General features: G+C 60.7%; 21 protein-coding genes. All 21 read right to left on the reverse strand.

Going from position 1 to position 19,151, the window contains the following annotated elements; all coding sequences use genetic code 11:
* Positions 1-11 precede the first annotated feature (11 nt).
* Entirely contained in the window at positions 12-1,046 is a 1,035-nt protein-coding gene (locus GC425_RS02090; RefSeq protein ID WP_151843986.1) for an iron-siderophore ABC transporter substrate-binding protein, read from the reverse strand.
* Between the two features lie 145 nt (positions 1,047-1,191).
* Entirely contained in the window at positions 1,192-2,145 is a 954-nt protein-coding gene (locus GC425_RS02095; protein WP_151841798.1) for an electron transfer flavoprotein subunit alpha/FixB family protein, read from the reverse strand.
* A gap of 22 nt (positions 2,146-2,167) precedes the next feature.
* A complete protein-coding gene (locus GC425_RS02100) occupies positions 2,168-2,956 on the reverse strand; it encodes an electron transfer flavoprotein subunit beta/FixA family protein (RefSeq protein ID WP_151841799.1) in 789 nt (262 codons plus the stop codon).
* A gap of 93 nt (positions 2,957-3,049) precedes the next feature.
* Positions 3,050-4,270, reverse strand: coding sequence for an SAM-dependent methyltransferase (locus GC425_RS02105; protein WP_151843985.1), 1,221 nt, complete (start codon positions 4,268-4,270; stop codon positions 3,050-3,052).
* Positions 4,271-4,276: 6 nt separating this feature from the next.
* Positions 4,277-5,164: an NUDIX hydrolase gene (locus tag GC425_RS02110; RefSeq protein WP_151843984.1), complete on the reverse strand. Its 888-nt coding sequence runs from the start codon at positions 5,162-5,164 to the stop codon at positions 4,277-4,279.
* The gene (locus tag GC425_RS02115; protein WP_151844279.1) at positions 5,154-6,026 is read right to left on the reverse strand and encodes an ABC transporter ATP-binding protein; all 873 of its coding nucleotides are present in this window, start codon (positions 6,024-6,026) and stop codon (positions 5,154-5,156) included. Before GC425_RS02115 ends, GC425_RS02110 begins: the two co-directional genes overlap by 11 nt.
* Before the next feature lie 58 nt (positions 6,027-6,084).
* Positions 6,085-6,981 carry a tetratricopeptide repeat protein gene (locus GC425_RS02120; protein WP_151843983.1) on the reverse strand — a complete coding sequence of 299 codons (897 nt, stop codon included), beginning with the start codon at positions 6,979-6,981 and terminating at the stop codon, positions 6,085-6,087.
* Positions 6,982-7,016: 35 nt separating this feature from the next.
* Positions 7,017-7,697 (reverse strand): endonuclease NucS, encoded by a 681-nt coding sequence (gene nucS / locus GC425_RS02125; RefSeq protein WP_151843982.1) that lies wholly within the window; start codon positions 7,695-7,697, stop codon positions 7,017-7,019.
* 78 nt (positions 7,698-7,775) lie between these two features.
* The gene (locus GC425_RS02130) at positions 7,776-8,189 is read right to left on the reverse strand and encodes a DUF2550 domain-containing protein (protein ID WP_151843981.1); all 414 of its coding nucleotides are present in this window, start codon (positions 8,187-8,189) and stop codon (positions 7,776-7,778) included.
* A gap of 147 nt (positions 8,190-8,336) precedes the next feature.
* Positions 8,337-8,711: a F0F1 ATP synthase subunit epsilon gene (locus tag GC425_RS02135; protein ID WP_151843980.1), complete on the reverse strand. Its 375-nt coding sequence runs from the start codon at positions 8,709-8,711 to the stop codon at positions 8,337-8,339.
* A gap of 12 nt (positions 8,712-8,723) precedes the next feature.
* On the reverse strand, positions 8,724-10,169 hold the full coding sequence (atpD, locus tag GC425_RS02140; protein ID WP_151841806.1) for a F0F1 ATP synthase subunit beta: 1,446 nt from the start codon (positions 10,167-10,169) through the stop codon (positions 8,724-8,726).
* A 2-nt stretch (positions 10,170-10,171) separates the two neighbouring features.
* Positions 10,172-11,152 (reverse strand): F0F1 ATP synthase subunit gamma, encoded by a 981-nt coding sequence (locus tag GC425_RS02145; RefSeq protein WP_151841807.1) that lies wholly within the window; start codon positions 11,150-11,152, stop codon positions 10,172-10,174.
* 57 nt (positions 11,153-11,209) lie between these two features.
* The gene (gene atpA, locus GC425_RS02150) at positions 11,210-12,847 is read right to left on the reverse strand and encodes a F0F1 ATP synthase subunit alpha (protein ID WP_151842405.1); all 1,638 of its coding nucleotides are present in this window, start codon (positions 12,845-12,847) and stop codon (positions 11,210-11,212) included.
* Positions 12,848-12,906: 59 nt separating this feature from the next.
* Positions 12,907-13,725, reverse strand: coding sequence for a F0F1 ATP synthase subunit delta (locus tag GC425_RS02155; RefSeq protein WP_151841808.1), 819 nt, complete (start codon positions 13,723-13,725; stop codon positions 12,907-12,909).
* Between the two features lie 5 nt (positions 13,726-13,730).
* Positions 13,731-14,294, reverse strand: a complete 564-nt coding sequence (locus tag GC425_RS02160; protein WP_151841809.1) for a F0F1 ATP synthase subunit B — start codon at positions 14,292-14,294, stop codon at positions 13,731-13,733.
* A gap of 79 nt (positions 14,295-14,373) precedes the next feature.
* Entirely contained in the window at positions 14,374-14,616 is a 243-nt protein-coding gene (locus GC425_RS02165; protein WP_151841810.1) for an ATP synthase F0 subunit C, read from the reverse strand.
* 108 nt (positions 14,617-14,724) lie between these two features.
* Positions 14,725-15,522, reverse strand: a complete 798-nt coding sequence (gene atpB, locus GC425_RS02170; protein ID WP_151841811.1) for a F0F1 ATP synthase subunit A — start codon at positions 15,520-15,522, stop codon at positions 14,725-14,727.
* A 442-nt stretch (positions 15,523-15,964) separates the two neighbouring features.
* Positions 15,965-16,438, reverse strand: coding sequence for a hypothetical protein (locus tag GC425_RS02175; RefSeq protein WP_151841812.1), 474 nt, complete (start codon positions 16,436-16,438; stop codon positions 15,965-15,967).
* Positions 16,404-17,567 carry an MraY family glycosyltransferase gene (locus GC425_RS02180; RefSeq protein ID WP_370451931.1) on the reverse strand — a complete coding sequence of 388 codons (1,164 nt, stop codon included), beginning with the start codon at positions 17,565-17,567 and terminating at the stop codon, positions 16,404-16,406. The genes GC425_RS02175 and GC425_RS02180 overlap by 35 nt, the downstream gene beginning before the upstream one ends.
* A gap of 11 nt (positions 17,568-17,578) precedes the next feature.
* On the reverse strand, positions 17,579-18,238 hold the full coding sequence (locus GC425_RS02185; RefSeq protein WP_151843979.1) for an L-threonylcarbamoyladenylate synthase: 660 nt from the start codon (positions 18,236-18,238) through the stop codon (positions 17,579-17,581).
* A gap of 27 nt (positions 18,239-18,265) precedes the next feature.
* Entirely contained in the window at positions 18,266-19,150 is an 885-nt protein-coding gene (gene prmC, locus GC425_RS02190; protein ID WP_231699692.1) for a peptide chain release factor N(5)-glutamine methyltransferase, read from the reverse strand.
* Between the last annotated feature and the right edge of the window lies 1 nt (position 19,151).

The following is a 19,151-nucleotide window of genomic DNA, read 5'->3' on the forward strand; positions in this document are numbered from 1 at the left end:
GCGTGGATGCCCTAGAGAACGTCGCTGAGTTTCGTGAAGTACTCATCAATGCCCCACTCCAGCGCCAGCGGCGACGGGTTCGTCGCTGCCGCCTGCGGACCATTACCCAGGAAGAGCACACGGCCTTCCTTGATGGCTGGGATGCGGCTGAACAGCGGATCCTTCTGCATCTTCTTCAAGGCCTTCTCGTTGGCCTTCGGATCATCCTCACCATAGGCGACCATCAGATCCACATCCTCGAACTGCTCCGGCTTTTCCAGGGAGCGCTCCACATAGAACTGGTTGGACTCCTCAGCGGCCTTCTTCACCACCTCGGGCACTCCCAGGCCGGCATCGGCCAGGAAGCCCATGCGTGGATCATCGGTGGTGTAGAAACCGATCTTAGATCCGTCAGTAGCGGTGCCGAAGGAGGTGAACAGAACCTTCTTCCCCTCCAACTCTGGGTGCTTCTTCATCGCGTCTGCCACGCGGGCCTTCAGCTGCTCGTCCAGCTTCTTGCCTTCTTCTGCCTTGTTGATGCCCTGGGAGTCCATGAGGTTCATCTGCTCCAAGGTGGTCGCCCAGGCCTCACCCGGCTGCGCCACCACTGGGGCAATCTTGGAGAGCTTGTCGTAGTCCTCCTGGGTCAGGCCGGAATATGCAGCCAGGATTACGTCGGGCTTGGTGTCTGCAACCTGTTCGAAGGGGATGCCATCCGTTTCGTCGAAGAGCGCGGGCTGTTCCCCGCCGAGTTCCTTGAGCTTGTCCTCCACCCAGGGGAGGATGCCGTTGCCGTCGTCATCGCCCCAGGTGGCCTTGGACATGCCGACGGGAACAACGCCGAGCGCGAGGGGGATTTCGTGATTACCCCAGCCCACTGTGGCAACGCGCTGTGGCGTGCCGTTGATCGTGGTCTCGCCGAAGGCGTGGGTGATGGTGACGGATTCTCCGGAGGTGGAATCGGAGGAGTTCGATGCCGTGGTGTTCTGCTGGTTGTCGGAACACGCTGCAACGGACAGCGCGAGTAGCGCTGCGGCTGCGGCGGCGACGAAACGAGGTGCGTTCATGTCATTCTCCAAAAAGTTAGGTTGCCCTATTTTAGGCGTGGCTATATTTATAGCACGATCGAGAATGCATAAGAAAAACCGCCAGCGTACCTCCCGTGTGACGGGAGTACGCCGGCGGCTCGGTTACGCGATGAGCGCGACGGGCTTACTTACGGCCCTTCAGCTCCTCGGTAGCCTGAGGTGCAACATCGAAGAGGTCACCCACAACACCGAAGTCTGCGATCTCGAAGATCGAAGCCTCTGGGTCCTTGTTCACTGCAACGATGGTCTTGGAGGTCTGCATACCTGCCTTGTGCTGAATAGCACCGGAGATACCCAGTGCCACGTACAGGTTTGGAGACACGGTCACACCGGTCTGGCCGACCTGGAACTTGCCTGGGTAGAAGTCCGCGTCCACGGCGGCACGGGAAGCACCCACGGCAGCACCCAGCACGTCTGCCAGTGGCTCGACGGTGGTCTCGAAGCCCTCGGCACCTGCAACACCACGGCCACCGGAGACAACGATGTTTGCCTCGGTCAGCTCTGGGCGGTCGCCCTGCTCCGCTGGGGAGAAGGAGGTGATGGTCACGGCGGTTGGGCCTGCACCTGGCAGCTCCACTGCCTGAACGTTACCTGCGGCACCCTGTGGCTCTGGGTCCACGGAGCCTGGGCGCACGGAGAACACTGGGGACGCACCAGCTGCGGATGCGGTCACGGTGTACTCACCACCGAAGATGGAGATCTCGGCGGTCTTCTCAGCGGTGACGTTGGAGGCGTTGTAGATCACGCCGGAGGCCACGCGGGCACCCACACGGCCAGCGATCTCGTTGCCGGTTGCGGTGGCAGCAACCAGAACAGGAACCTGCAGGTTGGCAGCCAGTCCGGACAGAGCGTCTACGGCCGGGGTAACGAGCAGCTTCTCAGCCTCGTCGGACTCAGCAGCGTAGATGTTCTCTGCGCCGGCCTCTGCCAGTGCGCCCTGAAGCTTCTCAGCGGAGCCTGGAGCGCCCACAACGACAGCTCCCACGGTTCCGAATGCTCGACCTGCGGTGATGAGCTCGAGGGTGGTGTTCTTCAGTTCACCTTCACCATGCTCAACCAGTACCAATACGTTAGTCATAGTTGTTATCTCCCTCTTGTCCTTAAACCAGCTTTTCCTTGACCAGGAACTCAACCAGCTTCTTGCCGCCCTCGCCCTCGTCGGTGATGATCTCACCAGCAGACTTTGGTGGCTTCGGGGTAGAAGCGGACACGGAGGTGGTGGCGTTTGCCAGACCAACGTTGGCAGCGTCTACGCCGATTTCCTCGATGGACAGTTCCTTGATGGTCTTCTTCTTTGCAGCCATGATGCCCTTGAAAGCAGCGAAGCGTGGGGTGTTTGCCTTCTCGGTCACGGAGACGATGGCTGGGGTTGGTGCCTCGAGGCCGAAAACGCCCTCTTCGGTCACGCGGTTACCGGTCACCTTGCCGCCTTCAACGGTCAGGGTTTCCATGTGGGTCAGGGCTGGGATCTGACGGTACTCAGCCAGCAGACCTGGGATGGAGCCAGCTCCACCATCGGTGGAAGCGTTACCAGCGATGATCAGTTCGATGTCCTCGATCTGGTTCAGCGCGTTGGAGATGGTCCATGCGGTTCCCAGTGCATCGGAGCCAGCCAGGGACTCGTCGGTCACCAGGATCGCCTCGTCGCAGCCGAGGGACAGAGCCTTACGCAGAGCCTCGGTGGCGCGGGATGGTCCCACGGACAGCACGATCACGTTGCGGGAGTCATCAGCTTCCTTGAGCTGAAGAGCTGCTTCCACAGCGTTTTCGTTGATTTCATCCAGGACAGCATCTGCGCTGTCACGGTCCAGGGTGAAGTCATCTTCGGTGAGCTTGCGCTCGGAGTAGGTGTCCGGCACCTGCTTGACCAGAACAACGATGTTCGACATTCGTTGGCCTTCCTGCTCGGGTGTATTTGTCGTAGGCCATCCTACCCATGCTTCGGTGACCTCTGCCACAAGCAAGCAACTATTTATTTATTACTACCCCCGCACAGGACGGCAGATGAAGGCCATCCTCTGGTCTTCGGAATCAATCCGGGCGATAATCACGCTCACCGCGGCCTTTCCCTTCAGCTTCCACTTCTTGCGCAGCACGTCCGGATCGAGGTCCACCCCGCGGATCAGAATCTCGGCGCTGCCCACCCCGCGCGCCGCCAACGCCGCCTTGACCTGGCGCAGCGGCACCTGCTCCAGCACCTCGAACCCGCGCACCCCTGGCGGCACCGTATCGCCGGACAGAAATGCAATATGGGAATCCAGTTGCCACAGGCCGTGGGCGTGCCCGTAATGTCTCACGAGGCCTGCGCGGATGAGGGCGGCGTCGGGTTCCACGATGAATCTCCCGACCGGCCGCACATCACAACCCTCGTCGGGCATGTCGGACGTCCATATGTCCCTCGACGTGGTGCCCGAATTATCACCGATGACTACCGCTCGCCGAATAATATCCGACGCCGGCCTGCCCACCACCGGCGCCGAATACACACTGGCCTCCTTCATGTCGCCCCCGACGGAGATGAAATCAACTTGTCCCGCCCAGTCGGAGACATCCTTCACGTCGATGCCCGGAGCGCACTTCACGACCAGGCGCGGGTAGCGTTCGACCAGCTCCGGCAGGGTGGGGCGCACCTCGTCGAGGCGCGCGATGCGGCCCGAGGAGTTGCGGCGCGCGGGATCGGCGATCACGATGTCCGAGGGGCTCTCCCCCGCCCCGGCAGGCCCGTTCGGCAAAGCGGTTCCGGTCCACACAGGCTGCAGCGCATCGGCCTGCGCCACGCCCAGAACCTGGGAGCACCCGCGTGTGTTATGCACGGCCATGCGTACCCGAGACGCATCCAGATCCGAGCCCGCCGCGGGGACCTGCGAGAACAGCAACTCCGTGCCGATGGAACACGTCACGTCGGTCACGCGGGCAGCACCCAGGCTGCGGAGGTACTCGGCGCGGAAACGCGCGACGGCACCGGGCGTGGCCTGCTGGGCGGAATCACTATCGGCCAGCCACTCGCCCGGGCCGATCTTAGCCTCCAGGCTGCGCCGGGCAAGCGTGGCCTCCACCACCGCCCGGGCGTAGTCCCCGTAGGTCTTCTTCAGCACCCCCATGTCCTTCATCATGGAGGTTCGTGTCAGCTCGTGCTGGGATGCCTCGGCGATAGCCTCCGGGTGAGCACACAGAAAGTTCAGTTCGTCGCGGTCAAAAGCCATGGCTCTCTACTCGAAAAAGAACCCAGGGCGATCCTCGAAAGGATGCGCCGGCAACTCTTCGGGATCAATGGCGAACTTCATACCCGGAGCAAACTGGCGCTTCGGGCGGCCATACATCTGCGCTTCCATCAGGTAATACTCCGCCATGTACGGAAGATCGATCGGCTCTTCCAGCACCGGGTCCACCGAGAGATTCGCCGAAAACTCCAGGACCTCATCCACCGTGCGGAACGTATCCAACAGCTTCAGCTGCGCCCAGGTGGGAGGCATCAGACTGATCTTCCGGGAACGCCACCCATCCAGCAGCGTGGACGGGCGGAACCAGCCCGTCGAGGTCGCCTCCTGAGTATCGGCACACGTGCTCTGGCCTTCCGGCATCGCGGCCACGAAGAAAGCCGTGTCATAGCGGATCGGTTGCTCCTTCGGCGTGACCCAGTTGGCCCACGGACGCATGAGATCCGAACGCAGCACCAGGTTGTTCTGGTGCATAAAATCCGAGAAGCTCAAGCGGTGAGCCTCCAGGTCCTTCCGCTCCGCCTGAAACGGTGCGGTATCTGCCACGATGGTGCCGTCCTCGTGGCTGGCCAACAGCGTTCCCGATTCTTCGAAGGTCTCCCGCACCGCAGCGCACACCAGCGCCCTGGCCATGGCCTCGTCCTTTTGCAGGCGAGAACCCCACCACTCCACGGGTGGGCCCTGCCAGCGGATCTCCGGCTCGGAGTTCTTGTCCCGGGCATCCACACCACCGCCGGGAAACACGGTCATCTCTGCGCAAAACGCCATGGTGGAGGCGCGTTCCTGCACATACACTTCAGGCCCGGACAGGGTGTCCCTCAGCAGAATCACCGTCGACGCATGCCGCGGCTCCACGGGACCGAGAAGACTATCGTTCACGGTGGCTCCCTCCCGTGCGCACACGCCGGGCAAACCAGCGGCCGTCGTCGTTGCGAATCTCAATCGGTTGGTGGAAGGCGCGCGTCAGGTGCTCGGACGTCAGGACGTCGTCGATAATTCCCTGAGCCACAACCTGTCCTTCATCCAGCAACATCGCGTGAGTGAATCCCGGTGGGATCTCCTCCACATGGTGCGTGATCAGCGCAATCGCCGGGGAGTACGGGTCCTGGGCCAGGTCGGTGAACAGCGCGACCAGGTCCTCGCGGCCTCCCAGGTCCAAGCCGGCGCCCGGCTCGTCGAGCAGCAGCAGCTCGGGGTCCGTCATCAACGCGCGGGCGATCAAGGTGCGCTTGCGCTCTCCCTCGGACAGGGTCATCCACTTGTGCCCCACCAGGTGAATGGCGCTGACCTTCTCCATGATCTCGTAGGCCTGCTCGCGGTCCGTGTCATCGTATTCTTCCCGCCACCGTCCCAGGACGTCGTAGCCGGCGGAGATCACGATGTCCTCCACCAGTTCATCCCCTGGGATGCGGTGCGCCATGGCGGAGGAGGACATACCAATCGACGTGCGAATCTCGCGCAGATCCACCCGGCCCATCTGTGCTCCCACAAGCTTCACGGTGCCGGTCGTGGGAAACATCTGGGCGGCAGCCAGCTTCATGAGCGTGGTCTTGCCCGCCCCGTTCGGGCCAATGATGACCCACCGTTCATCCACCTCAACCTGCCAGTCCATGGGGTGCAAGATGGTACGGCCGTCGCGCACAACGGACACGCCCTTCATGTCAATCACCACGTCCTCCTCTGCAGCGGCTGCAGTGGACGGGGCAGAGATCAGGTTGGTGTAATCAGTCACGGGTTCCATCGTGCCACAAAGTGAGATCTCCATGTGGAAGACCCCACGGTGGCGGGCCCCGCTGGAATCAGAACAGGGCGCTGGCCATGGCCGTGCGCGCGGCGATCACGTCCGGATCCCCCGGTTCATACATTGCGAACAGCTCGAACAGGCGCTTCTTCGCCTCTTCGCGCTCGTCGCCCGACGTGGCCACGATGTGATCCACCAGCACGGAGAAGGCCCCGGCCTTGTCGTTGCTCACCAGCAGCCGGTCGGCCTTCACGAACGGATCGGTCGCCTCTTCGGCGGACGCCTCCGAAAACTCCTCACTGCTCATCCGCGCGAGCAGCAGTGCCTGCGCTCGGGCTGCGACGGCCTCTTGGTTCTTCGGCTCCTCAGCCAGGATCGAGTCATAGACAGCCAGCGCTGCGTCTACCTCCCCGGCTTCCAGGTAGTCCGCAGCCTGCGCCATACGAGGATCCTGCTGTTCCTCAGCAAGGCCCGGCAGCTTACCCTGCGTGGCCTGAAGCAGAGCGCTCACCCACTGCTGGAGCTGATCGGGTGACTGCGCCCCCTCAAACTGCGTGAGCGGACGCCCCGCAGCCAAGGCGATCACCGTCGGCACGGCCTGCACCTTAAACGCCTGGGCGATCTCTGGGTGCTGGTCCACATCCACGTAACGGAACAGCCACGTCACCTCGGACAGGTTCTCCGCATCCTGCTGGTTGACCATCTGCTGAAAATAGCCCCGCATCTGGTCGCTCTCCGTGGAGCGGGCCGATCCCACCTGTGTCACCACAACCACCTTCGTGGAGGGCATCACCAGGTCAGACTCAAACGTCTCCGGGGTAACAGCAGCGCACAGGGACACCTGCCCCGCATCGGACTGTGATGGCTGCGGGGACGAGTGTGGTGACTTCTGTGCGGCCTGGCCGAATTGGCCAAGATCCACCGCACCAGCAGCAAAACGGCGAGGGGTAGTCATGAACAAAGCTCCTTACACGCGAGAAAAATTAAGCTCTAAAACAATCGCAACTCATCGGATTCGGTACCGCGCATGGCGTCGTAATCCAAAATCACACACCGAAAACCTCGATCCTCCGCCAGAGTACGCGCTTGCGGCTTAATTTCCTGCGCGGCGAAGATTCCGGACACCGGAGCCAGCAGCTCATCCCGGTTCAACAGTTCCACATAGCGCGTGAGCTGTTCCACGCCATCGATACCCCCGCGGCGCTTCACCTCGACTGCAACGGTGGCGCCGTCGGCGTCGCGGGACAACAGATCCACGGGCCCGATGGGGGTGGCATATTCACGGCGAATGAGGCGATACCCCTCCCCCAACACCTCGATCTGCTCCGCGAGCAATTCCTGCAGATGCGTCTCCACACCGTCCTTTTCCAGGCCGGGGTCCTCGCCGAGCTCAAACTCCGAGTCGGAATGCACCTCAAATATTTGGATGCGTAATTGCTCGCCCTTTTTATTCTCGACGATCCACAACTGCCCCTCGTCGCTTTCCGGCAGCGGGCTTTCGGTGAGAAAACACGGCGGGGTCATCCAATTGAGCGGTTTATACGCGCGATCATCCGCGTGGACGGACACGGAGCCGTCGGCCTTTAACATAATCAAACGCATGGCCTTCGGCAGATGAGCAGATAACCGGCCCACGTAATCAACTTGGCAGTCAGCAATGACAAGACGCATAATCCCCTAGCGTAGCGTATGGTCCTTCGTCAGCGTGGCCCATGCACGCTGCCGTGCCGAATCAGCGCACGCGCCGGGTTAGCGCACGCGCCGCTCCGAGGGGCGGGACTCCAGCCACGCCACCAGCGCCGTATCGGCTTGGGAATCCAGGGCGAGCTCCAGAGATTTTTTATTGCATTGCAATTCCACGATGTGCAGCGAGGATTCCAGAATGTGCCGCTCTACGTCCTTCACCTGCCGACGCCCAGCAATCTCCGTGCTCAGCCGCTTCAGGTGAAAATCTGCTCGCGGGAGCAGCGATCGCAATTTATAGACGCGCAGTGCGTTGGGTGAATACACTACAACCCCGTGTCGCCAATGCCGGCCTTCCTCACCGGGAAGGCTGCGGACGACCACGGGGAATCCCTTGGTACGCAAGGTCAAAAATCGCCACGCCGCGGAGGCCATGGCACAGATGCCAACGACCACCAAGAAGGACACTACGAACGTCATCAGTCCCCGTTTCCTGCTCTCTCTTTTGCCAATAAATTACTCCCCAGTAGGTGTGGAAACAACTTCGTGACGCACGAAAAAACACCCCCGATTACTCGGGGGTGTTTTTCACTTAAGGTCCTGGGACCAGCCTTGTTATCACAAAGGCTACTTCTCCTGGAGTCGCTTCACAGCGCGCAACTCGGACTCAGCGATCGCCTTTTCACGCTCATCGGAGGATTCCGTGGCGCGGCGCTGAGCATCCGCCTCGTTGACCTCAGAGGCCCACGACGCAGAATCCGCCAAGATGGTGATCTTCTCGCTGGACACGGAGAGGAAACCTCCCTGTACCGCAGCGACAAGCTTGTCACCCTCGCCGGTCCGGATGATCACAACGCCGTTGTCGACCAGCTGGCCGAGCATTGGTTCGTGACCAGGGAGCACGCCGATCTCACCCTCAGTGGTCTGTGCGATAACGGACGTTGCGGTACCAACCCACAGCGCACGCTCCACGGAGACCAGTTGTGCGGCAATCTCAGCCATGTGCGATTCCCCTTACTTTCCGGTCAGCTTCTTGTATTCGCGCTCGACGTCGTCCAGACCACCCAGGCCGTTGAAGGCCTGTTCTGGGTAAGCATCGAATTCACCGTTGCAGATGCGCTCGAAAGCATCGATGGTGTCTTCCAGCGGAACGTAGGAGCCTGGGATGCCGGTGAACTTCTCTGCAACGAAGAAGTTCTGGCCAAGGAAGCGCTCAATGCGACGTGCGCGCTGAACGGTCACCTTGTCGTCCTCAGACAGCTCGTCCATACCCAGAATTGCGATGATGTCTTGCAGTTCCTTGTTCTTCTGCAGAATGTTGATCACGCGCTGTGCCACAGCGTAGTGACGCTCACCGACGATGCCTGGCTCGAGGATACGAGAGGTGGAGGTCAGTGGGTTCACTGCTGGGTAAATACCCTTGGAGGCGATACCACGGTCAAGCTCGGTGGTTGCATCCAAGTGGGCGAAGGTGGTTGCTGGTGCCGGGTCGGTGTAGTCATCGGCTGGAACGTACACGGCCTGAAGGGAGGTAATGGACTTACCCTTCGTGGAGGTGATTCGCTCCTGCAGAACACCCATCTCGTCAGCCAGGGTTGGCTGGTAACCCACTGCGGAAGGCATGCGGCCCAGCAGCGTGGACACCTCGGAACCTGCCTGGGTGAAACGGAAGATGTTGTCGATGAACAGCAGCACGTCCTGGTGCTGAACATCGCGGAAGTACTCCGCCATGGTCAGACCGGACAGTGCCACACGCATACGCACTCCTGGTGGCTCGTCCATCTGGCCGAACACCAGGGCGGTGTCCTGGAGCACGCCCATCTCTTCCATTTCCAGGAAGAGGTCGGTGCCCTCACGGGTACGCTCACCCACGCCGGCGAACACGGAGGTTCCGGAGAACTCACGTGCGATACGGGTAATCATTTCCTGAATCAGAACGGTCTTACCCACACCTGCACCACCGAACAGGCCGATCTTGCCGCCCTTCACGTATGGGGTCAGCAGGTCGATGACCTTAATGCCGGTTTCCAGGATCTCGGTCTTACCCTCGAGCTGGTCGAAGGCTGGTGGCTCGCGGTGGATTCCCCACTGCTCGCCGTCGCGGCCGAGGCCTGGCTCGTCGATGCAGTCGCCCAGTGCGTTGAACACGTGGCCCTTCACGACGTCACCAACGGGAACGGAAATAGGCTTGCCGGTGTCCTTCACCTCGGCACCGCGGACCAGGCCGTCGGTAGGTGCCATGGACACGGCGCGCACCAGGTTGTCGCCCAGGTGCTGTGCGACCTCCAGGGTGATGGTCTTTGCTACTGCCTCGAGGGAAACCTCGACGGTCAGAGCGTTAAACAGAGCCGGCTGCTCGCCGCGTGGAAACTCCACATCGACCACAGGGCCGATGACTCGCACGACGCGGCCCGCAGCAGTCGGTGCAGAAGTGCCCTGCTCCTGAATTGCTGTAGTCATAATTAATCGCTTTCTCCGCTATCGGCGAGCGCGGATGCGCCACCGACGATCTCTGTGATTTCTTGAGTAATCTGTGCCTGACGTGCCTGGTTAGCAACACGAGAGAGCTGCTTGACCAGGTCGGTCGCGTTGTCCGTAGCCGCGCTCATAGCGGTACGGCGGGCAGCAGATTCAGACGCTGCGGCCTCCAGCATCGAAGCAAAGATGCCGCGGGATACGTACTGCGGAAGCAACGCATCCAGCAACGTGTCTGGGTCTGGCTCAAACTCAACTTCGGCGGACACGTGGTCAACCTTGTCGCTGACCATGTCGTCACCCAGGTTGAGCTTTTCGGTTTCAACAACAGTCTCAATGGGCAGCAGGCGCTGCGCGCGAGCGGTCTGGGTCAGCATGGACTCGAACTTGGTATACACGATGTGCACCTCGTCGAAGCCCTGTACGCCCTGGCCTTCCTCGCTGCGCAGGCCCTCGCGCCACTGAGTGGTTCCTTCGGAACCGGCGACGAAGCCTTCAATCAGGTGGTGACGAAGATCGTGGGTGAGCTGGTACTCGGGGTCCTGGGAGAATCCGGTCCATGCGCCCGCGAAGTTCTCGGCGCGGAAGTTGTAGTAGGTCACGCCCTTGTTGCCTGCGATGTACAGGACAACTTCCTTGCCTTCCTCCTGCAGCTTCTTGCGAAGCTCTGCAGTCTTCTTGAAGACGTTGTTGTTGTAGCCGCCGCACATGCCACGGTCACTCGAGACCACCAGGATGGCCGCGCGCTTCGCGTTCGCTGGCTCCTGAAGAATCTTGTTCTCCAGGGAGCTTGCGGACGCCAAGCGCTGGATCACAGCGGTGATCTCATCCGCGTAGGGCTGAGCAGCCTCCACACGAGCCTGTGCCTTGGTAATCCTCGAGGTGGCGATGAGCTCCTGAGCCTTGGTGATCTTCTTGGTTGAGTTCACGGACTTGATGCGTGTCCTCAGTTCACGAAGATTTGCCATTGACTATCGCCTCCCTTCTTGTCCGTAATTTGTGGTCACTGTGCTACACCTAGTCCTTTACTTGGACTTGCGGGACACGGTGATCTGGGACTTAGCGTGGTCTTCTTCAGCCAATGCCTCTGGCTCTGGTTCGTTGATAACCGAGCTGCCATCGGTGGTCTGGAAACCGCGCTTGAACTCCTCAACGGACTTCTTCAGGGTCTGCTGAGACTCATCGCTGAAGGCCTGACCGCCGGCGATCTGGTCGTAGACACCAGAAGCGTTCGCGTGCAGGTGATCCAGCAGCTCAGCCTCGAAGCGACGCACGTCCTCAACAGGAACGGTGTCGAACTCGCCCTCGCCGGCCAGGTAGATGGACACCATTTGGTCTTCCACCGTCTGTGGCTTGGTCTCGTTCTGCTTCAGCAGCTCCACCAGACGCTTACCGCGCTCCAGCTGAGCCTTGGACGCTGCATCCAGGTCAGACGCGAAGGCTGCGAAGGCCTCCAGGTCACGGTATGCAGCCAGGTCCAGACGCAGGGAACCGGATACCTTCTTCATGCCCTTGGTCTGTGCGGCACCACCCACACGGGACACGGACACACCAACGTTGATAGCTGGTCGGACACCCTGGTTGAACAGGTCGGACTCCAGGAAGACCTGACCATCGGTAATGGAAATAACGTTGGTTGGAATGAAGGCAGACACGTCGTTTGCCTTGGTCTCAATGATGGGCAGTGCGGTCAAGGAACCGCCGCCGAGGTCATCGGACAGCTTTGCAGCACGCTCCAGCAGGCGGGAGTGCAGGTAGAACACGTCACCTGGGTATGCCTCACGGCCTGGTGGGCGACGCAGCAGCAGGGAGATCGCACGGTAGGCCTCTGCCTGCTTGGTCAGATCATCGTAGATCACCAGAACGTGCTTGCCCTGGTACATCCAGTGCTGGCCCAGTGCAGCACCTGCGAACGGTGCCAGCCACTTGAATCCAGCGGAGTCAGACGCTGGGGCTGCAACGATGGTGGTGTAATCCAGCGCACCGTTTTCCTCCAGGGTCTTACGGATGGAGGCGATGGTCGAACCCTTCTGGCCGATTGCTACGTAGATGCAGCGAACCTGCTTGCTTGGGTCACCGGACTCCCAGTTTGCGCGCTGGTTCAAGATGGTGTCGATGCAGACCGAGGTCTTACCGGTCTTACGGTCACCAATGATCAGCTGACGCTGGCCGCGGCCGATGGGGGTCATTGCGTCGATAGCCTTGATGCCGGTCTGCATCGGCTCTTCGACTGGCTGGCGCATCAACACGGATGGTGCCTGAAGCTCGAGGACGCGGTCCTCTTCCTTCTCGATGTCACCAAGGCCGTCGATAGCCTCGCCTAGTGGGTTGATAACACGACCGAGGAACTTGTCCCCGACCGGAATGGAGAGAACCTCGCCGGTCCTCTTAACTTCGTCGCCCTCGCGAAGGGACTCGTAGTTACCCAAGACCACAACACCAACCTGGTCGGTGTCGAGGTTCTGGGCGACGCCAATTACGCCACCTGGGAACTCGAGCAGCTCATTAGCCATTACAGATGGCATGCCGCTCACCTGGGCAATGCCGTCAGCTGCCGTCGTGACCACGCCGACCTCCTCACGGGAGGCCTCCGGGGAGTAGCTCGAGGTGTAGTTCGCAATCGCGCTACGGATCTCATCGGAGGAGATCGTCAGCTCCGCCATGTTCTTCCTGCTCTCGGTTTTGTCTTCCAGCATGTACTCGTTATTACTTTCGGCCGGCCTTAAACGAGGCTGCGACGGAGGCGCTGCAGCTTACCTGCAGTGGATCCGTCGATGACCTCATCGCCAACTCGGATAACAGCACCGCCGAGGAGGCTGGAGTCAACCTCGGTATGTACTGAAATCTTACGACCGTAAATCTTTTCCAGCTTGTCAGCCAGCTGGGACTGCTGTTGTTCGCCCAACGGTGCCGCAGCACGGACACGTGCAACCTCGGCGCCCTTGAGCTGTGCTACCTCATCACACAGAGCGTCAAGCTCTTCGACTGGACGTTGCTGCAAACGGCCAACGGCCTGCAATGCCAGCGCTTCTGTGACAGAGGTGACCTTTCCGTAGAGAACCTTCGCCAGCAGGTCGCGGCGGGCATCTGCCGATACCGCGCGGTCTGCGAGCAAAAGCTCCAGTTGTGGCTCGCGCTCGATGATACGTGCCAAACGGAAGAGTTCATCCTCAACACGGTCCAGCTGTCCCTGCCCTTCAGCAGAACGCAGCAGGGCGCGACGTCCCAACTGCACCAATCCGGCGCGGAAGTCACGGCTATTGGACCAGGTTTGAGCAACAGCAGCGGAAACGTTTTCCACAGTGGTTGCGGATGCCTTGCCACCGAAGAGGTTTTCCGCGAGTGCGGAGCGCTCTGCTGGTGACTTGGACTGGTCAACCATTGCGACACGTAGGGTGCGGTCCGAATCCAGGATGTCGACGATGTCGAATAGCTCGGATCCGATGACGGCGCCTACGCCGACGGTTTCGTTGGACTCGTTCAGCCCCTTATCGAGGGCTGTGCTAAGTCGTTCTAATGCCTCACGGCTCGCTGCGTGCATACAGATCACTTCCCAGCGGCGCCGACGTTATCCAGGTCAGCGAGGAAGGAATCGATCGTGCCCGAACGCTTAACATCATCGGAGAGCTGCTCTCCCAGCAGACGCTCTGCCAAGCTGATGGAGTTCTCGCCCATCTCCTTGCGCAGATCGGAGACAACTGCGGAACGCTGTGCCTCCAGCTGCTTGTTGCCAGCCTCGATAATGCGGTTGGATTCTTCGGTTGCCTGAACCTTGGAGTCAGCAATGATCTTCTGACCCTGGTTACGAGCATCGTCACGAATCTGTGCGGCCTCGGTACGTGCCTCAGCGAGCTGAGCGTTGTACTTCTCCAAAGCAGCCTTGGCTTCTGCTTGAGCAGCCTCGGCGCGCTGGATGCCACCTTCGATCTGATCTTCGCGCTGGTTCAATACTTCCTGGAACTTTGGAAGAACGAACTTCCAGAAGACCACCAGGATCACAATGAATGGGATGAGGGACCAGACGAGGTCATACAGGGGTGGCACGAGCGGGCTAGGAGCCGTCTCCAAAGGGAGGTGCTCCTCAGCCGCTAGCAAAAATGTGTTCGCCATAGTCTCTAGCTTTCAGATTTGTTTAGTAGTGAATTCAACTGCTTGTCTGAAGTGTGGAGCACTTCAGTCGAAGCATCAACTAAAACATCAAGCCAGCGACCAGGCCGATCAGGGCCAGCGCCTCAGTGAATGCAATACCCAGGAACATGGTGGTACGCAGCTGGCCGGCCATCTCTGGCTGGCGTGCCATAGCCTCAGCGGTCTTGCCTGCAACCAGGCCCACACCGATGCCTGGGCCGATTGCTGCCAGGCCGTAGCCGACTGCACCGAGGCCCTTGAAGGTGGTGGTGGTGTCCTGCGCGAGGAGGAGGATGTCGTTCATGTGCTTTCCATTACCTTTCTGGTGTTCGACCAGCTGTCTTGGTCTATGAAGTTCTGGTCGAGCTAGTTGAGTTTTTAGTTATGTCTGTGAACCGCGGTGGCGCCAGGCTTAGTGCTCATCAGCATGCAGAGACAGTTCGATGTACACAGCGGCCAGCAGAGCGAAGATGTACGCCTGCAGGAAAATCACCATGAGCTCGAAAAGGCTGAATGCGATTGCGAAGAGCAGAGTACCTGCCGACAGCAGGGTCCAACCGTTCATCTGCCAGAACAGGAAGTTCGTACCAGAGAACAGCATGACAAGAATGAGGTGTCCCGCCAGCATGTTGGCCATAAGACGAATGGCCAGAGTGGCTGGACGGAGGATGAATGTGGAAACGAACTCGATTGGCACCACAAGCAGGTACAGAAATGGTGGCAATCCAGGAATAATCAGCGAAGACTTGATGTACTTACCGAGTCCGTAGCGCTTCACGCCTGCGTAGATGAAGGTCACATAGGCGATGAGAGCCAGCACCACTGGGAATCCAAATCGCGCAGATGGCGAGATATTGAGCCCAGGGATGACGGTTGGCGCGTTCACAGCAAGAACAGCGAAGAAGATCGCAGCGATTAGTGGAAGGAAACGTCGGCCTTCCTTCTTTCCCAAAATATCCTCCGCGATGTGAATACGTACGAAATCCAGAGCCAACTCAGCGAAGTTCTGGACGCCGCTTGGGATCAGCTTTGGCTTGCGCATCGCAAAGAAGAAGAATGCTGAAACCAGCACAATCATCAGGATACGAATGAGCATCAGCCTGTCGAGCGCGAAGGCTCCGTTGGCGAACTCATTAAACCAAAGGTCCCCATTCACATGCCCCGGGAAGAATTCGTGTTCCAATGAAGGCGCGTGAAACTCGCCCTTCATGGCCAAGGTTGTTACGCTCAGCGTTCTCTCCCGTGATTGGGCCGCGAGAATAAGTATTCAGGCGGTGCGATGGAGGTCTTTTGTGATGTCCAGCCTGCAAGGACTCCGTCGCACGTCCAAGCCAGACCGGTGGGCACATTGGCCTAGGGAAACTGTATCATTCCGCCCGCCGAAACTCCCGTTGCCACCCCCTTTGATTGGGTGAGTGTTACCCTGCAGGCGGCCAGTTCTCCATGAAAAACCGTGGATGCACTGGGTTTTTCTGCTAGATACTTCACCCCACCCCTGCAAAAAGTGGTATAAGTCACCGGTGACGCCGCCCGTTATGTCCCCCGCTGTGCTCCCCCGTCGCCGAATACAAACCGACGCCAGGCTCTCCTCCCCCCCGGCCTCCGCCCACGCACGGGCCTCCTGCACGCGGAGTTCTAGCGTGCGCGCAGGCCTAGCCCACGTATAGGCGCTGCGCCTGGGTCACGGCATACGTCTCCGTTGCCAGGGCCGCGATCATAGCCAGGATGGTCGTCACGGCAAACGCCGGTCGGTAATAGAAGTCCATGTCCTGGATGAAGATCATGATCCCAAGGAACACAGCCATCTTGAGCAGCCAGCTTCCCAGGACAATCACCAGGGTCCGCGTGGGGGTAGTCCGGGCGCTCAGCAGAACCACCCACACCGTGAGCAGCATGAAGCTTCCGCCAATCAGGCCTCCGATGAGCGCGCCCCACAATCCGGGAAGGTCGTTCGTTGCACCCCAGAACATGAGAGACACCACGATCAGCGCGGCCACGGCAATGCTTCCGTTGCGGACGGCGCGGGTGAGCGGCCACACCTGGTCGTCGACCTGACTCACATCGTTGAGTTCAGGCAGGTCCGCAGGCCGATCATGTGCTGGAGTGTTCGCGTTGTGTTCGCTCATGGTTGTTCAGTCTAGACCACTGGGGAATGACCGTGATCGCCAGAACGGCCAAAAGCGATACACCGAAGATAACCAGCGTTAATCCCGTGGGGAAGATGGTGGAGCCGATCGCCACGAAGGCCACCACGGCCACCCACGCGTAGAGCACCAGCACCACTTGCTTTTGGCTGTGGCCAAGGCGCAAGAGGCGGTGGTGCAGGTGTTCCTTGTCCGGAGCGAAGGGCGACTTGCCGGCCGCAAGCCGCCTCACCACCGCCATCAGCAGATCTAGCAGCGGGATGCTCAGGGCAGCCACCACCACAATCACCGGGGACATCAATGCGAACATGTCCGCGGCACCGAACAGGGACATGTTGATGCGGCCGGAGGCCGACACGCACGCAGCGGACAGCAACAGCCCAATCAGCATGGAGCCACTGTCCCCCATGAAGATGCGGGCCGGGGAAAAGTTGTGAGGCAAAAAGCCCATGCACATGCCGGCCAGCGCGGCGGAGATGATCGCGGGCGGATAGGCGGAGACCGTACCACCCTGGTCGTAGAGGATTGTGAGGGAATACAGCAGGATCGTGGAGGCCGCGATCAGGCCCAGTCCGGCAGCTAGCCCATCCAGGCCGTCCACAAAGTTCATGGCGTTGACGATCGTGACCGTCAGTAGCGCCGTCAAGATCGTGGACTGGACTTGGTCGAGCACCAGCGTGGTTCCGTCGCCGAAAGGCAGGGCCAAGAGATACCAGGACAGGCCCATCAAACTCATCACCACGGCGCCCACCACCTGGCCGCCGAGCTTTAACCACCACGCGATGTCATACAGGTCGTCGAGGATTCCCACCACCACGATCACGAAGGCGGCCATAATCACGGCAGCCATATCCGGGGTGACAGGCGGGAAGCCTCTGTTGAGGGCAGGCAGCTGCGCTGCCACCACCACGGACACGATCAATCCGGTGAACATCGCCACGCCGCCCAAGCGCGGCGTGGGCGTGCTGTGCACATCGCGGTCGCGCGGGGCCTCCATGCGGCCGTAGCGCACCATAATGTGACGGACGATGCCCGTGACCAGGTAGGTCACCGTTCCCGCCAACAGCAGCACAAGCCCTAGCTCGCGCAGTGGTACACCAACGCCCATCATTCACCTACCGTCTAGATGTCCCCGCGCAATTCTTCGGCACTCATGCCCAGCACCTCGCCAATTTGCTCGGCGGTAATTGCTCCCTCGCGCAAGATGCGGGGCCGGCCGCTGGACAGGTCCACGATGGTGGAGGCTGTCCCCACGGTGGCGTCGGCGCCGTCGATATACACGCTGACGGACTCGCCCAGCTGGTCCTCGGCCATCTGCACGGTGGTCGCCGGTGGCTGGCCGGAAATGTTCGCAGAGGAGACAGCCATGGGGCCGGTCTCCTGCAACAGCTCAATGGCCACAGGGTGCAGGGGCATGCGCAGCATGACCGTGCCGCGCGTATCGCCCAGGTTCCACGGAAGGCTGGGGGCCTGATGCACCACGATGCTCAGGCCGCCGGGCCAAAACGCCTCCACCAGCCTGCGCATGTCATAGGTGTAGTTCTGCACCAACCCCTGGACGGTGCTCCAGCTGCCCACCAACACTGGCACCGGCATATCGGGGCCGCGGTGCTTGGCCTGCAGCAGCTTCTCCACGGCACGGTTGTTAAAAGCGTCGCAGCCAATGCCATACAGAGTATCCGTGGGCAAGACCACCAACCGCCCAGCCTTGACCGCGGTGGTAGCGATCTGGATCGCCTGCTGTCGGTCCTGGGGGTCAGTTGCGTCTACTCGCTGTGCCATAGGGGTGATAAAACCTTTCGTGATCGCCTATATCTTACGCGCGCTCACAAAGCGTGGGCGTTCAGTAAGGTCATAATGTTGTTCGCGGGCCTCGAAGCCGTCCTCCAGCAGCGCCAGTGTGGCGGGGCCGGTCGAGTCATCGTGCTCAATGGCCACCACCCCACCGGGCTTCACGGCTGCGCGCGCCGCCGCCACGATGTGCGGCATCAGCTCCATCCCATCAGTGCCTGAAAACACAGCGTGATGTGGGTCCGCCAGGACCTCCGGTTCCACCGACTCCTCGTAAGCCCCTGGTCCTTCGGGAACATACGGAGGATTGCACAGCACCACGTCATAGTCCTCGCTGAAGCCCAGCGCGTCGATACTCCCTGAATCGGACAGGTCGGCCTGCACAAAGCACACGCCCCCGGGCACGAGACCTTGGTCCTGAAGATGAGCCTGGTTGCGGCCAGCTAGATCCAGGGCCGTGGCGTCGATGTCCACCGCGGTGATGGAGAGCTGGGCGTCGGGGAATTGGGAGGACACGGCCAGCGCAATCGTCCCAGGTCCGGTGCACAGATCGAGCACGCGCCGCGCTCCGGTCTCCCGGATCATCCGCACGGCCCAGTCCACCAGCAGTTCGGTCTCCGGACGGGGAATAAACGCACCTGGCTCCGCCAGCATCGGCAGGCCATAAAACCATGCCCGGCCCGTGATGTGCTGCAACGGCTCGCGCGCGACACGTCGGCGGACCAACGGCCACACCTCGCTCGGCGCGGGGTCATCCCCCAGCAGGAACAGCTGCGTGGGCTCGGCATCCAGCACATGAGCCATCAGCAGACGCGCATCCACCAACGGCGAGGCCACCCCAGCCTGCTGCAACTGTGCGGCAGCCTCCCGGAGAGCCTCGGACACCGTGCCACGCCCAGCCACG

Source organism: Corynebacterium sp. zg254, assembly GCF_024701495.1.
Taxonomy (GTDB): domain Bacteria; phylum Actinomycetota; class Actinomycetes; order Mycobacteriales; family Mycobacteriaceae; genus Corynebacterium; species Corynebacterium zhongnanshanii.

Bases quoted from the DNA above. Each gene is read 5' to 3' on its own strand.
- GC425_RS02090 (WP_151843986.1), bottom strand. From the start codon at position 1,046: ATGAACGCACCTCGTTTCGTCGCCGCCGCAGCCGCAGCGCTACTCGCG.
- GC425_RS02095 (WP_151841798.1), bottom strand. From the start codon at position 2,145: ATGACTAACGTATTGGTACTGGTTGAGCATGGTGAAGGTGAACTGAAG.
- GC425_RS02100 (WP_151841799.1), bottom strand. From the start codon at position 2,956: ATGTCGAACATCGTTGTTCTGGTCAAGCAGGTGCCGGACACCTACTCC.
- GC425_RS02105 (WP_151843985.1), bottom strand. From the start codon at position 4,270: ATGGCTTTTGACCGCGACGAACTGAACTTTCTGTGTGCTCACCCGGAG.
- GC425_RS02115 (WP_151844279.1), bottom strand. From the start codon at position 6,026: ATGGAACCCGTGACTGATTACACCAACCTGATCTCTGCCCCGTCCACT.
- GC425_RS02120 (WP_151843983.1), bottom strand. From the start codon at position 6,981: ATGACTACCCCTCGCCGTTTTGCTGCTGGTGCGGTGGATCTTGGCCAA.
- nucS (WP_151843982.1), bottom strand. From the start codon at position 7,697: ATGCGTCTTGTCATTGCTGACTGCCAAGTTGATTACGTGGGCCGGTTA.
- GC425_RS02130 (WP_151843981.1), bottom strand. From the start codon at position 8,189: ATGACGTTCGTAGTGTCCTTCTTGGTGGTCGTTGGCATCTGTGCCATG.
- GC425_RS02135 (WP_151843980.1), bottom strand. From the start codon at position 8,711: ATGGCTGAGATTGCCGCACAACTGGTCTCCGTGGAGCGTGCGCTGTGG.
- atpD (WP_151841806.1), bottom strand. From the start codon at position 10,169: ATGACTACAGCAATTCAGGAGCAGGGCACTTCTGCACCGACTGCTGCG.
- GC425_RS02145 (WP_151841807.1), bottom strand. From the start codon at position 11,152: ATGGCAAATCTTCGTGAACTGAGGACACGCATCAAGTCCGTGAACTCA.
- atpA (WP_151842405.1), bottom strand. From the start codon at position 12,847: ATGGCGGAGCTGACGATCTCCTCCGATGAGATCCGTAGCGCGATTGCG.
- GC425_RS02155 (WP_151841808.1), bottom strand. From the start codon at position 13,725: ATGCACGCAGCGAGCCGTGAGGCATTAGAACGACTTAGCACAGCCCTC.
- GC425_RS02160 (WP_151841809.1), bottom strand. From the start codon at position 14,294: ATGGCGAACACATTTTTGCTAGCGGCTGAGGAGCACCTCCCTTTGGAG.
- GC425_RS02165 (WP_151841810.1), bottom strand. From the start codon at position 14,616: ATGAACGACATCCTCCTCCTCGCGCAGGACACCACCACCACCTTCAAG.
- atpB (WP_151841811.1), bottom strand. From the start codon at position 15,522: ATGAAGGGCGAGTTTCACGCGCCTTCATTGGAACACGAATTCTTCCCG.
- GC425_RS02175 (WP_151841812.1), bottom strand. From the start codon at position 16,438: ATGAGCGAACACAACGCGAACACTCCAGCACATGATCGGCCTGCGGAC.
- GC425_RS02180 (WP_370451931.1), bottom strand. From the start codon at position 17,567: ATGATGGGCGTTGGTGTACCACTGCGCGAGCTAGGGCTTGTGCTGCTG.
- GC425_RS02185 (WP_151843979.1), bottom strand. From the start codon at position 18,238: ATGGCACAGCGAGTAGACGCAACTGACCCCCAGGACCGACAGCAGGCG.